The following is a 12710-nucleotide window of genomic DNA, read 5'->3' as shown; positions in this document are numbered from 1 at the left end:
GCGCTAGGCTCTCCTGTATTCTGTTGGACAGAAGGGAGCCTAGTTGGCATTGTTAGATGATGAATCGCTGTGCTCTCCTAATACTTGTCTTCGGCAGCCTCTTTTGGCCAGTGGGCCAAGCTGCTGAAGTCATGAGCGAACTCCTGTTAAAGGACGGTTCACGCCTCAAGGGACGGGTCGTTTCCACAACCGACACCGAGGCCACTGTGATGAGCGACTTCGGCGTTCTGCGGATCGCCCTGGATAAACTGACGCCGGAGTCACGTGCAAGCCTCCTTGCGCAGTATAAACCCGACCCGGAAAGTATGCTGCGCCGCATCAAAGAACTCGAAGCCCAGGTGGCCCAGCTCCAGCAAGAAAACGCCAACCTGCGGCGGCAGGCCGTCGCTAATACGCCCTCTCCAGTCCCGTCTCGCACGCAATCGTTGACGCCGCAGCTTCCTGCCAGTGAATCCGGGATGGCTTACACGATCAGCTCAACCGGCAAACGTCACAACTCAGGTTGCCGTTACTTTAGAGGTGGACGCGCCTGTGGTCCCAACGAAGGCATCGGCTGCAAAATATGTGGCGGCTGATTCTGCTAACCTTCCTCTGTGCCTCCGCGCAATCCACAGAAGTGGTGCGGGTCGCGACGTGGAACCTTGAGTGGTTTCCGGGCCGCAAACCCGCTGCCACCCAGGCTGAGCGTGACGAGCATTTCAAAGAGGTGTCCATGGTGCTGCCACAGCTGCGGGCCGACGTCATCGTGTTGCAAGAGGTTCGCAATGAAGCTGCGGCTGAACAGCTGGCCAAGGAGCTGCCCGGCTTCAAAGTCCACGTTACCAGCCGCTTCCAGGATGGGTTCAGTGGGACACCCGGTGAACAGCAAATCACCATTCTCTCAAAGTTCCCTGCGGATGCAGCTTGGGCGGAGGCCTGGAAACGAGGTTGGGCCAACGCCCCCCGAGGGTATGTCTATGCACGGCTTCAGGTCTCTGGAAAGCCTCTCAACGTCTATGGGCTGCACCTGAAGAGCAACCTTGGCGACCCCGTCAAAAACACGGCCAAACGGGAGGACGCTGCCGAGCAGCTGTTAGCGCACGTTAAAACTCAAGTTAAGCCAGGAGAGGCGGCTTTAGTCTGCGGTGACTTCAACACTTCTTATGACCAGGTAAGCTTGGTGGGAGACAGCACGCTTCGGAAGTTTGAGCAAGCAGGGTTCTTTTGGACGTTTGAGGGGATGCCTCACAAGGATCGTATCACGATTGCAGGCGAGGGCCGGTATCCAGATGCCTGCTTTGATCACATCTTCACGCGAGACCTCGGGCGGCCCGTGGCCCAGGTCTTAAACATGGCGGGAAGTGATCACAGGCCAGTTGTCGTCGATATCATTGTGGAATAGTGCCCGCCCGCTCTATCGCACATGATGTTAGGCGGATTACGCCTAGCATAGCTTGCCGCCACGGTGCTGGAGGTGCCTGAGAACTGGCACCCAAACCAGTGCGCTATAACAGCCCTACCGGTGGTTTGTCAGGGGGAATTGACGAGAATTTTCCGGCATGTTTTTTTCATGAATGGCCTTTAAAGATGCTCTGCCCGAGCCCCCGCAACACGACTCCCCCGTCTCTCCTGAGATCCTACGAACCAACCAATCCGTGCGGATAATATCGGGTCTCACCGTGACCCTCGTCACGCTGCTCGCGTTGGCCTCCTTCACGTTGTCCTTTGAAGCGCTTTGGCACTTCGCCGCTGAATCAGGGGCCCTGGCCCGTGAGAGGGCTTGGCTGTTCCCGGTCGTCGTTGATGGCTCGATCATCGTTTTTTCGATCTCCACACTGCGCTGTTCCATCGTCGGTTATGATACCCGGTGGTCGATGTCTCTGGTGGTGATTTCCACCGCCGCGTCGGTAATCTTTAACATGGCCCATGCTCCAGGTGGTTTTATGCCAGCACTTGTCGGAGCGACACCGCCTGTGTTGCTCTTCCTGTCGTTTGAAAGCCTGCTAAGGCAGATCAGCGGCAGCTTGGGTGGAAAACATTTTTCGTTGAGCGAGCTCCTTCCCCTTCACAAAGGCAAGGCAGTCCCCAAGCCCGTCCGCCCCCAAGCCACTCCTAAAAAGCCGGAAGGTTCCCCTGAGGACACACGCCGGGAAAAGGCTCGTCAACTGCTCGCCCTTGGAACCCCAAAACGCCAGATCGCACGCGAAGTCGGGCTTGGTATCGCGACGATCCGCCGCCTGGCCGCCAACGCTCCTTCACTCGCATGAACGAACTCTCCGACAACGAAGCCCTCATGATGGAATCCCTTGCACGTGGAATTGCTGTCCGTGCGATGAAGGATCACGGCGCAGTTCCGCCAACGGTGCTTATCGGCAATGAAAACACCGTCATTGAGTATGCTTCCGAAGCGCTCGCTGATGCTGCTGCGAAAGATAGGCTCGCTCAAATCGCTCGGCTTCTGGCCACCGCCAATGATGCTACAGTTGTCACGACCATACTTGAGTCCTGGGCACGAATCGCAAAAGTACCCGGAGGGCCGATGACGGAACGAATCGAAGCCGTCATGATCATGACGGAACACCGTCTAGGCTCCCGCGCTTTGCTGCTGAAAATCGAGCGCACGGAGCACGGCAAGTTCAGACGACTCACACCTGTCAGCGTGCCTGGCCTGGACTCGGTCCAGGGGAGATTCACCGGCCTAATTCCTCCTCGTTCGCCCTCTCCTGAAGAGATCAAACAGGCTCGGACCGTGCTGGGGCTCCTCGGCCTTTCCCCTGACGGCAAAACCATCCGTCACGACCTCAACTAAGCTCAACTTCCCATGACCCAACCCAATGCCATCAAGTACGTCGCCTATTACCGAGTTTCGACCCAAAAGCAGGGCGAGAGCGGCCTCGGTTTAGAGGCACAACGTTTGGCTGTTTCCAGGTACCTGCAGGGTCACCCCGGCGAAGTGCTCGCTGAGTTTACGGAGACCGAGTCTGGCAAACAGGCCCGCAACCGCCCTGCCCTTCTTAAAGCGCTGGAGTTATGCCGGAAACACCGGGCGACGATGATGATCGCAAAACTCGACAGGCTCGCGAGGAGCGTCCATTTCATTTCAGGTCTGATGGAGTCAGGCGTCCACTTTGTTGCGTCGGACATGCCCACCAAGGACCGCTTTATGCTGCACGTTCAGGCAGCATTCGCTGAGGAGGAAGCACGGAGGATTTCACAACGGACACGGGAAGCTCTTGCGGCAGCGAAGACCAGAGGAGTAGTGATAGGGGAAACAGGCCGAGTGTTGGCGAAGCGTTACCGGCAGGAAGCCATTGAGAAAGCAGAGCGATACCGCCCAGTCATCTGCGTGGCCATCAACGAAGGGATTCGCACCACTAAACAACTGAGGGACTACCTCAACGAGAAGAAGGTCGTCGGGCCGGGTGAGGGAAGATGGCATCTGCCCAACACGCACCGAACACTGATGAGGCTGGGAGGGGTGAAAGGGATGTTAAAGGCCTCCGAAGTGCCCCGCGCGGACCGAAAGGCCAAGTCCGTTTCCTCTTTAAAAAAAGAAGTGAACTCAGTCCGCCTGATTTATTATATCCCCAAGACGAACGTCAAGCCCCCCGGCGAGCTTGAGAAGGACCCATAACGTTGGCCTCCCAGTGTCGGCTTCAAGGTGAGTGATCGTGGTCCGATCAATGCCCACATTTGCGGCCAGCTGGTTAGCCGACAGCCCCTGCCTGATGCGCTCCTCGCGCAGAAGTAGCACAACGCGGCGCTCTATGGGGTCTAACTGACTGGGGTGTGGCACCCAAGCAAATTACCGTTGCACAAAAACAATCACTGGGATTATAATCCCAGAGGCTTCACTGGTGGGGCATCTAGCAATATTGCGCAAGAATTAAACCTAATATAAAGTGTTCATCCTGAACGGATTACATCAAATATGAACCTCACTCTCCAATGTCCCTCCTGCCACAAAGATCTTGAAGTCGATTCAGGCTGGGCCGGTCAGCAGCTAGATTGTCCCCTCTGCACTAATGCCTTCATGGTGCCGTCCCTCCCACCTCCCGTAGCCAAGGTTTCTCAGCCGCCTCCGAACCTTGCTCCTCCCGCATCTGAGCCCATAAAAGTCCAGCTATGGAATCCAAATTCAGCAGCGGCTTGGTGCCTGCTGCTAGGTCCCGCTTTCGGTCCTCTGTTTCATTACCTCAACTGGAAAACTCTCGGGGATGAACAGCGATCAAGGGCTTCCCTGCGCTGGTTCATCGCAGCTCTCTTTTTGATGGTTGGGTCGATGGTTTGGGGAACTTTTGCCCCCGACTCCTCAGGGTGGGGCTTCTTTCTGGTGCTTCTCTTTCTGGTGCTCTGGATCCTCATTTCCGCCAGAGGACAGGTTGCCGTTGTGAAAGAACACTACGGTAACGACTACCAGCACAAAAGCTGGGTTCTTCCTGTGATTTTGGGGATTGCTGCCCAGTTGGTGCTGGCTGGGGTTACGGCTAACGCAGCGGAAGGTGTGCGCCAGGAGATGATTTCCATGGCTACCGTTCAAATCGCCAACGAGATCCTTTCAAGGTCTTCCGTCGATCCCAAGATTCAATGCATCAAAGTGAAGCTCGATACCATGCTTGGTGACGGCAAATATCAGGGGACCGCCTTCTACAACACAGGAGGCACCACGGGGATCCTTGCGCAATTCCAAGGCGATGTGTATTCCGCCCACATAGAACCAGCAGAGCTCATGGCACTGCAATTGAGGCAGGCCGCAAACGACGGCCTGATGGAGGCCGTCAATGAGAGCATGAAAAGATGACCTTCACACAACGCTTCGTGACGTCGTTCGTCAGGCTTGATTGACAGGGCGCGCCCGCGCTGTTTGCAGCCCTGAAACTTCGCCGAATTTCCAGTGGTTGGGCCCCCATAACACTCTTTACCAGCAAAGGCGTCGGGAGATCTCCCGACGCCTTCGTCATATAGTAGAGCGGTGTTCGTCGGCTCCCGAACACAGGAGTCAGAAGCCATTTTCGGTGCCATGTAAATCAGACCAGGCCGAACAAACTCTGGCCTTGTGAAGCACGGCTAGGTCCCAAATGGGCTTGGTGTGGGTGCAATTCATACCCGCGTCGGTGCTCCTGGCTTGAGGCACCTCGGGAAGAGGACCATCGGAACCCAGGCACTGTCCACTTCGAGCACCAAGATTCAGCCGTTACTGGGCGAACGTCCGTTCGTATAATAAAAAACGACGATCCTACAATGGGTTCCTGGTCACGGAACAACTACCCCAACTTCCTGCAATCTGTTCCGCGCTCGTTCGACTACTTCATCAGGCATAATATCACGCCAAGGTCCGGTAAGGATGATGTATTCGACAGTCAGTTTCGGCAGTTGAAGCCCTATGAGCTTATGGAAACCACTGGTGCCACCCGTGCACATTACCAAATTGCATGCAGCATCGTATCCGCCAAGATCACCCACTTGTTTGCGCATGTAGTTTGGTTTGTACGATCCATCTGACTCGGTAGAAACGTCAAAGAAAAGTTGTGTTAGACGCTTGTGCAAAGCAACGCACAACCTATCTGTTTCTTCTTGGGGCGAGGGTGTATCTGGCATGCTATTGAGGACGTCCTTTTGCGCTCATGATCAAGCACATCTAGCAGTATTTTGCGCCCCTCCCCCCCCCTAGCTTTCGAGCTTGTTGACGGCTCGTTTCCTGGCACAGAGAGCGGCCTCAATGAGGGCCTTCTTGTGCTTTGCGTCGTGGCCCGGAGGATAGCGCCCGCCTTTTGTTGTGTAGCCACAGTGGCAAAGGTTCTTTGCAGTGCCTTTGTTCGTTGTCATCCGACACTAAGAGCACGAGCAAACGCGGCGCACAATTCTTGGCATTCCCATCGGGGATCGTGTCTATTTGTTTGGAATGTGCTTATGCTGAAATAACGAAGACCGAGGCAGGCCGAACAAAGCCGATGCAAGGGCCACTTCCACTGGGCTTCAGGCCAAATTCGCCATCGTCTTTCCCGCCCCCTCGTGCGCGGGCTTTAACGTTTCCAAAAAGCATTTGGTCAAGCTTTGGGGGTCATGTGTGCGGGCAAATAATCAGAGCTGCTACAAGGCTGACATCATACAGCAGGACCATAACACTGAACGGAGGGCATGTATGACTGCCAGCCCATGGCTCTCGAATCGGATCCTCCGATTTTGGGGGGGGAGCCCAAACAATGAGTTTCCAGCAACTGCCTATTACATTTTTTACCACCGCTTTGTGATTTGATGAGCATTCTGCATCTGACTTACAACGAGGGAAGAACACCCTGCACGCCCTGGTTGCCGATAAGCTCAAGGAGGAGGTCAAAAGCGGAGCGCTCTCACCAACAAGCGGCACCTGCGGCTGCCACGGATCACATTAGTATCAGAGGGCATTCGGCTTGAACACCTGTGCCGATACGATGGAAAACTCCGCGATGGGTCGGATCCTCAAGACCTCGAAGTAGCCCTCGTGGGAGCCAGTGTCGGCATACCTGAAGTAATGCAGGTGAACGACCTTTAGGAACGCGTAGTGCAAACGGTGCCATTAGAGAGCGACGCTCTGACAGATCGGTCTTTTGTGCAGGTGTAGGCGGACTGGCAATAACCATATTGGCATGATGTCCATTGCAATTCTCTACCGCAGGCTCGTCGCAAATATCCCCCGTAACTAATCCGGTGATCACATATCCTTCATGAAGTGCGCAGGAAGTTCTCCGGTCATTTGTACCCTTAGCATTGCCTCCACGTATTGGGTCATTGCTCGTCGGCAGGTTATCTTGAGGATTCCCTGTGCGCCGGTGCCGTAGTCCAGCCGGAGCGCAGCTTGTTGGGCCTCACTGAGCCTGTCGTTGATACGATAGCGGAGTTCTTCCTCCGTATTCCAGTCTTCATCACCTGGCAGCAATTCGTTTGGATTCAAATCTTCTGGCCACTTTGAGTCACTTATCCGACCTAATACGAAGTCGCGGTAATCACCGCCTTCTAGGGACCACGCCCTGACATGCCAGCGGAGACCGTCATGCCCAAACGCGTGTGGAGCAAGCCAGCGCCAGTCGCTACGCCCACTGTTCACACTGTGATACTTCACACATAACTTTTTCCCCTGAGCAACTGCGAGGAACACCCTACGCTCAACTTGAGGACAAACCTCCCGCCTTGGGGCTCTAACAATCGAAACGTGTGGACCATCCAACGTGTTTCCCCCTGTAATCACACCCACTCCACCCTGCTGGAGAAAAGTGCCCATGCCGTCTGTTAAACGGGGAGTGTGCAGCACACAGGCCATTCCCTGAGTTGCTTCATAGCGTTTACGGCTGGTCTGATATACGATCGCCCCGGGGTTGAGCTCCACATATTTTTGCAGATCGCTCGAAGCTTGTGCGGCCGAAATTCCAAACAGGGCAACCAAGTCTGGACGCCCTATCCACCCTCGCCACCAGAGGGCACGTTCCACAGCTCGCAGCCGCTCTTGGGCCGCCCAATTCTCCAATCGAGTTTCATTTCCCATCGTTTTTTACGATTCGTTCGTTATTTTGTACTTGCCAACGGATGAAAAGCCCACAAATTCCTTTGTGTCGTCTTTTTTTACATACACTCAATCTACGATACGTTCTGTCAGCTTGCAACGCCTAAACCGAATGGTGTTCCTCCCGAGTGAATAAACCGCCCTCAACGAATACAAAATGGCTCCCTACTACGTAAACGTTAACGCTCAACCGAATGGTGATCACGAAGTTCATAAAGAAGATTGCCCATTTTTGCCGCTGCCCGGCAACCAAATTTATCTTGGGCTTTTCGCTTCCTGTGTCCCAGCAGTGTCCCAAGCACGCATGTATTATCACCAAGTCAATGGCTGCTACTTCTGCGCCAGGCTCTGTCACACCTCGTAACGAGACAGTCGTGTAAATACGGCGGCGATGTTGCTCATCTGAAAGCATTAGATCAGACCTGATCTAAGAAGTGCAGGGAGAAAGCCGCGACACCTTCAAACTGCAATGATTTCCTGGGCAAAACTCCAATTTTACAGATTTCGAATGGGCCGCAAGGATCCCAGACTCTGTCGAGTGATCCGACAACATTTTAGTCGGCACCGGTCTCTCATGAAAATTGCTTTACAACGAGAAGCAGAACGTGAACTCCGCTTGCGACTTCGGAAGAAACGTTCGAAAAAGAACGACCTTCCGCCATACCTCACGGATAATAACTGGGAACATGAATTGAACTACAAACTTTGGATCACCAAAGGAGCTCGTTTTGCGGCAGCGCGCCGGTGTGAAGAACTTGACTCCTGTGGCCTTTGGGCGACGACAATCCTTTCTTCATACCTTATAATCGTTGGGTTAATTCCCTACATTCCGCATCCGGTATTCAAGGAGATCTCACCGGAACTGCTTGGCTTTGGGACGACCGCGCTTTCCATCATTCTGATGGCAGTGACGCTCTTGATCTCGAGCCGCCAATACCCGCTGCAAGCCAAGGCATTCCACGAATGCTCTCTAAAGATAGCAATTCTTTACGACCGGCTGCGACAGGCCAAGGAGATTGAAAATAAGGAGCAAAAGCGGGCACGAATCGCCGAAGTGACACATGATTATGAGGAACTTCTGCCAAACTACTCAAATCACGAAGCGATAGATCAGGATATGTTTAAGATCCAAAAATCTGCCTACTTCAAACTCAAATGGTGGTGGATTGCATGGTGCCGAATCAGCTACTACGGTCGGACTAGGGCTATGTTAGATCTCATTATCGCAGCGGGTGTTATTGTTACAGGTTTTTTGCTTACAAGTAGAGACTGACAATCTTTTATCATCTGGAATATAACCCAATTTCTAATGAAAAAAATCGGAGCCGATATCATTTATTCACCGACTGACTTGATCCGTTATCTAGAGTCGCCATTCTCTTCATGGATGGATCGGTGTTATCTGGAGGATCGAGCATCTTTCATTCCGGACAAGGAAACAGAGGATCAGAAACTGATCTTTGAAACCGGATATAAGCATGAAAATAGGGTCCTCAGTAGGTTTAAGGATTCCACGCCAGGTCTTATCGAGATCCCAACGGACGAGTTTGAAAAAGCAAAAGCTCAAACTTCCTTGGCCCTAATTGCTAAACCTCCGATTATCTTTCAGGCTGCACTCGATTTAGATCAGTTTGCTGGCTACGCAGACTTTCTCATTCTCGATTCGACGGGGAAGTTCCAGGTCTGGGATACTAAGCTGGCGCACTCTCCCAAACCCTACTATATAGTTCAGCTTTGCTGCTATTCCGAGATGCTTGCCGCTGCGACGGGAGATGATGTTCCAAACAGCTTCGGCGTGATTTTGGGAAACGACAACCGCGTTGAGTTTCGCGTTAAAGATTTCATCGATTACTACCGCCGGATCAAAAGCAGCTTCCTGAAAATGCAGGAAAACTTTGTGGCCAATATATCCCAACGACCTGAACCGCTTCCTCGCGCAGATCATGGACGATGGACCTCTCACGCGGAAAGCTTCTTCACGGAGCGAGATCATCTCGTGAGAGTGGCTGGCATCAGTGTAGGCCAGATTAAAAAGTTGAGCATGGAGGGAATACGGACACTCACTGATCTAGCAGGGGCCGGTGGGCGAACGGTGCGGAAACTCGCGGACGAATCGCTGAAAAAGTTAGTAGCGCAGGCTCGTCTCCAGAAGCAGACACTCGACGACAGAAAAATAAATCCGGCAGCGAAACCAAGGTTTGAGATTCTAGCTAGCAGGGGTAAAAATGGTGAACCTGTAGGCTTGGCAAAATTGCCTCCCCCTCATTTCGCAGATGTATACTTCGACATGGAGGGTTTCCCTTTGGTGGCAGGTGGACTGGAATATCTCTTCGGAGCATCCACCAAGGTTTCGCAGGGAACCGATTTGGAGTTTCATGATTGGTGGGCTCATGATCGCGCCGAAGAAAAGCAGGCGTTCGAGCAGTTCGTAGACTGGGTTTATGCCAGGTGGCTTCAAAACCCAGAGATGCACATTTATCACTATGCAGCATATGAAGTCAGCGCGATTCGCCGCCTCAGCACCAGGCACGATTCTCGCCAGGATGAAGTGGACAATTTGCTCCGCAATAATGTCTTCGTTGATCTGTACCAGACCGTAAGCCAAGGCATCCGTATCGGAGAAGACAGCTATTCCATCAAAAAGGTGGAAAGCCTCTATCGAGAAAAACGATCAACGGGAGTTACGACCGCTGTGGATTCAATCGTCCAATATGCTCGTTGGATTGAGAGCGGCGAGGGACGCAAGTGGGAGCAAAGTGCTATCCTCGCTGGAATTCGGGATTACAACGAGGACGACTGCCGGTCCACAGCGGGACTGGCCCAGTGGCTACATCAGGCGATCAGCGATTACGGCATCTCAAACACAATGCCTTTCCCAACCGTTGAGGCCATCGCTCCTCAGCCGCTCACACCTGAAATCTTGGCAAAACTCGAAACGATACGACAATTGAGATCGCTAGGAGGCTTGGTTGCCCTAACACTCGCCGATCTTGTTGACTTTCACAGACGCGAGCAAAAGCCAATCTGGTGGCGAATGTTTGATCGTGCCGAAGCCGCACCGGAAGAATTGCGTGACGACCCAGGTTGTATTCAAGGAGTCAGCGCTTTCGGAGATGCAGTGCCAGACAAAAAGTCCCTCATTCAGGATTATCGTTTTGATGCGTCCCAAGAGTGCAAACTTGCCGCAGGTGACAATTCGACTGTGATGTTTTCGCACAACCTTGATGCGAAACCCAACTTGATGGAATTGAACCTAGTTAGCGGAGTGCTTCGCCTCAAACTTGGAACTGGCAGCATAAACTCGAAATTCGATGGGGCTTTTCCAAATTCAGGGTCGCTCCTTCAAAATGAGTTTGTTTCTCAGGAAGCCATAGCAAATGCGATTGAAGAGGTTGCCTGTAATCATCTCACTGGTGCGCTTCCCCTTTCCGCTGCATCTTTATTGGCGGGAAGGCCTGCGGGTCTCCCTCTCAAGCGGATTGACGAAGACCTCTTGGCATGCGCGATTAGAATCACAACGTCGATGCAAGGTGAATGCCTCGTAATCCAAGGGCCTCCGGGTACTGGGAAGACTTATACGGCATCTCGGGTCATAGCCGCTCTCGTATCAGCGGGGAAGAAGGTGGGCATCGCCTCAAATAGCCATAAGGCAGTGATCAATTTGCTAAAGGCATGCGGGGAAGCGCTGACAGCAACTGGCCAGGAATTGAGAGGCATTAAGGTTGGGGATAGTAACGAAGATGCTGTATTCAGAGCCAATCCTCGTCTGGTTCATGTTAAGATCTCAAAAGACGCGAGAGCATCGTATTCGGGTGGCATTGTCGCGGGAACCGCTTGGCTCTTCACCCGTCCAGAATGGGAAGAAGCTCTTGACGTACTTTTCATTGATGAAGCTGGGCAGGTATCATTAGCAAACGCAGTCGCGATGTCACGATGCGCGAAGAACTTGGTTCTTCTGGGTGATCAGATGCAACTTGAGCAACCGATTCAAGGCACTCATCCCGGAGACGCCGGTCTGTCATCGCTTCAATATGCTCTAAAGGACACATCATTGAGCCTGCCGGATGCACCAGTTTTTCACGCGGTGGTACCTGGCAACATTGGCTTGTTCCTGGGAGAATCGCGTCGCATGCATCCAGAAGTTTGCTCTTTCATATCAGAGACCATTTACGAGGGACGGCTGCAGTCCCATGTCGATTGTGCGACTCAAAACATATCCGTGTCCGGCAACGAGGAAGCCTTGGTCGGTCAGGGGGTTGGAATAGTCTTCAGCGGAGTGGAACATGATGGCAACATCCAGCAGAGCGACGAGGAGGTTCATCGATCCAAGGCAATCTTTGAAGAGCTAATCGGACGCCCACACACAACGAAAAATGGAGAAACAAGGCCTCTCGTCCTTTCGGATTTCCTCTTTATTGCGCCGTACAACGCGCAGGTTAGATCTCTCCAAGCTGCCTTGCCTCCATTGGCAAGGATCGGTAGCGTGGACAAGTTTCAGGGCCAAGAGGCTCCAGTTTGCATTTTGTGTCTATGCTCCAGCTTTGGCGAATACGGGTCTCGTGGGCTGGGTTTTATTCTGGACCGGAATCGCATTAACGTCGCGATCTCACGTGCGCAGTGTCTCGCAGTCGTGGTCGCCGATCCCCGAATCGCAATGACATCTGCAGGTTCAATTGAGGAAATGCGGCTGTTAAACCTATTCTGCAAATTAACATCAGGATCATGAAGATGCACTGGTGGGTAATCACCGCCCGAAAACGCTCGAAAAAGTAGAAGTATCCTTCTCCAAGTGAAACAAACGTCTCCTAAACTTTGAAGCGGTTTAGATATGGATTACATAACATTTTACAACGAATCAGGCTCGCCAGTAGCTTGGGTTTCCGACGACAACCAGTCCATTTACCTGTTTAACGGCAAGCCAGTTGCTTGGATCTGTGAAGACTCGGTCTATTCGTATTCGGGGCGCTATCTCGGCTGGCTTCAAAACGGATGGGTTTGGGATCGATCTGGACGCCCTGCATTCTTTACACAAGATGCATCAGGCGGCCCGTCTCGTCCCTCCCGCGCGTCCCGCCCCTCCCGAGCACCTCGGCAATCTCGACCCTCAAGAGCCAGCCGCGAATCACGCCCATCTCGCCCGTCTCGTTCTAGTTCGTGGTCTTCTTTGAGTGGTGAATCGTTCTTTGATCTTTAG

12 protein-coding genes are annotated in these 12710 nt (G+C 53.0%); 9 read left to right on the top strand and 3 right to left on the bottom strand.

From position 1 onward, the window contains the following. Positions 1-131: 131 nt before the first annotated feature. The 5 genes from HNQ64_RS04920 to HNQ64_RS04900 all read left to right on the top strand — a co-directional run bounded on the left by HNQ64_RS04920 (position 132) and on the right by HNQ64_RS04900 (position 3613). Positions 132-575, top strand: coding sequence for a hypothetical protein (locus tag HNQ64_RS04920; RefSeq protein WP_221305333.1), 444 nt, complete (start codon positions 132-134; stop codon positions 573-575). Beyond that, positions 563-1381: an endonuclease/exonuclease/phosphatase family protein gene (locus HNQ64_RS04915; RefSeq protein WP_184205944.1), complete on the top strand. Its 819-nt coding sequence runs from the start codon at positions 563-565 to the stop codon at positions 1379-1381. Before HNQ64_RS04920 ends, HNQ64_RS04915 begins: the two co-directional genes overlap by 13 nt. A gap of 172 nt (positions 1382-1553) precedes the next feature. Then, positions 1554-2246, top strand: coding sequence for a DUF2637 domain-containing protein (locus HNQ64_RS04910; RefSeq protein WP_184205942.1), 693 nt, complete (start codon positions 1554-1556; stop codon positions 2244-2246). Continuing rightward, positions 2243-2788, top strand: a complete 546-nt coding sequence (locus HNQ64_RS04905) for a hypothetical protein (RefSeq protein WP_184205940.1) — start codon at positions 2243-2245, stop codon at positions 2786-2788. The genes HNQ64_RS04910 and HNQ64_RS04905 overlap by 4 nt, the downstream gene beginning before the upstream one ends. Before the next feature lie 12 nt (positions 2789-2800). Beyond that, positions 2801-3613, top strand: coding sequence for a recombinase family protein (locus HNQ64_RS04900; protein WP_184205938.1), 813 nt, complete (start codon positions 2801-2803; stop codon positions 3611-3613). On the opposite strand, the gene HNQ64_RS24445 is transcribed toward HNQ64_RS04900, so the two are convergent. Continuing rightward, positions 3542-3733 carry a helix-turn-helix domain-containing protein gene (locus tag HNQ64_RS24445; RefSeq protein ID WP_184205936.1) on the bottom strand — a complete coding sequence of 64 codons (192 nt, stop codon included), beginning with the start codon at positions 3731-3733 and terminating at the stop codon, positions 3542-3544. The genes HNQ64_RS04900 and HNQ64_RS24445 overlap by 72 nt on opposite strands. A 177-nt stretch (positions 3734-3910) precedes the next feature. On the opposite strand from HNQ64_RS24445, the gene HNQ64_RS04890 reads away from it, so the two are divergent. Then, positions 3911-4780 carry a hypothetical protein gene (locus HNQ64_RS04890; RefSeq protein WP_184205934.1) on the top strand — a complete coding sequence of 290 codons (870 nt, stop codon included), beginning with the start codon at positions 3911-3913 and terminating at the stop codon, positions 4778-4780. A gap of 452 nt (positions 4781-5232) precedes the next feature. Here the strand turns inward: HNQ64_RS04890 and HNQ64_RS04885 are convergent, their stop codons facing one another. Further along, the gene (locus HNQ64_RS04885; protein ID WP_184205933.1) at positions 5233-5577 is read right to left on the bottom strand and encodes a hypothetical protein; all 345 of its coding nucleotides are present in this window, start codon (positions 5575-5577) and stop codon (positions 5233-5235) included. A gap of 1093 nt (positions 5578-6670) precedes the next feature. Further along, the gene (locus HNQ64_RS04880; protein ID WP_184205931.1) at positions 6671-7399 is read right to left on the bottom strand and encodes a WYL domain-containing protein; all 729 of its coding nucleotides are present in this window, start codon (positions 7397-7399) and stop codon (positions 6671-6673) included. 691 nt (positions 7400-8090) lie between these two features. Here HNQ64_RS04880 and HNQ64_RS04875 point away from each other — a divergent pair. The 3 genes from HNQ64_RS04875 to HNQ64_RS24440 all read left to right on the top strand — a co-directional run bounded on the left by HNQ64_RS04875 (position 8091) and on the right by HNQ64_RS24440 (position 12710). Next, on the top strand, positions 8091-8789 hold the full coding sequence (locus HNQ64_RS04875) for an SLATT domain-containing protein (RefSeq protein WP_184205929.1): 699 nt from the start codon (positions 8091-8093) through the stop codon (positions 8787-8789). A gap of 36 nt (positions 8790-8825) precedes the next feature. After that, entirely contained in the window at positions 8826-12242 is a 3417-nt protein-coding gene (locus tag HNQ64_RS04870; RefSeq protein ID WP_184205927.1) for a TM0106 family RecB-like putative nuclease, read from the top strand. A 102-nt stretch (positions 12243-12344) separates the two neighbouring features. Beyond that, positions 12345-12710 (top strand): 4-fold beta flower protein, encoded by a 366-nt coding sequence (locus tag HNQ64_RS24440; RefSeq protein ID WP_408004351.1) that lies wholly within the window; start codon positions 12345-12347, stop codon positions 12708-12710.

This window comes from Prosthecobacter dejongeii (genome assembly GCF_014203045.1).
GTDB lineage: Bacteria > Verrucomicrobiota > Verrucomicrobiia > Verrucomicrobiales > Verrucomicrobiaceae > Prosthecobacter > Prosthecobacter dejongeii.
The sequence above is the reverse complement of the archived record's forward strand: the minus strand, read 5'-3'. Positions and strand labels throughout refer to the sequence as shown.

Excerpts from the sequence above, each read along its gene's own strand:
- HNQ64_RS04870 (WP_184205927.1), top strand. The coding sequence starts at position 8,826 with ATGAAAAAAATCGGAGCCGATATCATTTATTCACCGACTGACTTGATC.
- HNQ64_RS04890 (WP_184205934.1), top strand. The coding sequence starts at position 3,911 with ATGAACCTCACTCTCCAATGTCCCTCCTGCCACAAAGATCTTGAAGTC.
- HNQ64_RS04910 (WP_184205942.1), top strand. The coding sequence starts at position 1,554 with ATGGCCTTTAAAGATGCTCTGCCCGAGCCCCCGCAACACGACTCCCCC.
- HNQ64_RS04885 (WP_184205933.1), bottom strand. The coding sequence starts at position 5,577 with ATGCCAGATACACCCTCGCCCCAAGAAGAAACAGATAGGTTGTGCGTT.
- HNQ64_RS04915 (WP_184205944.1), top strand. The coding sequence starts at position 563 with ATGTGGCGGCTGATTCTGCTAACCTTCCTCTGTGCCTCCGCGCAATCC.
- HNQ64_RS04920 (WP_221305333.1), top strand. The coding sequence starts at position 132 with ATGAGCGAACTCCTGTTAAAGGACGGTTCACGCCTCAAGGGACGGGTC.
- HNQ64_RS04900 (WP_184205938.1), top strand. The coding sequence starts at position 2,801 with ATGACCCAACCCAATGCCATCAAGTACGTCGCCTATTACCGAGTTTCG.
- HNQ64_RS04875 (WP_184205929.1), top strand. The coding sequence starts at position 8,091 with ATGAAAATTGCTTTACAACGAGAAGCAGAACGTGAACTCCGCTTGCGA.
- HNQ64_RS04905 (WP_184205940.1), top strand. The coding sequence starts at position 2,243 with ATGAACGAACTCTCCGACAACGAAGCCCTCATGATGGAATCCCTTGCA.
- HNQ64_RS24440 (WP_408004351.1), top strand. The coding sequence starts at position 12,345 with ATGGATTACATAACATTTTACAACGAATCAGGCTCGCCAGTAGCTTGG.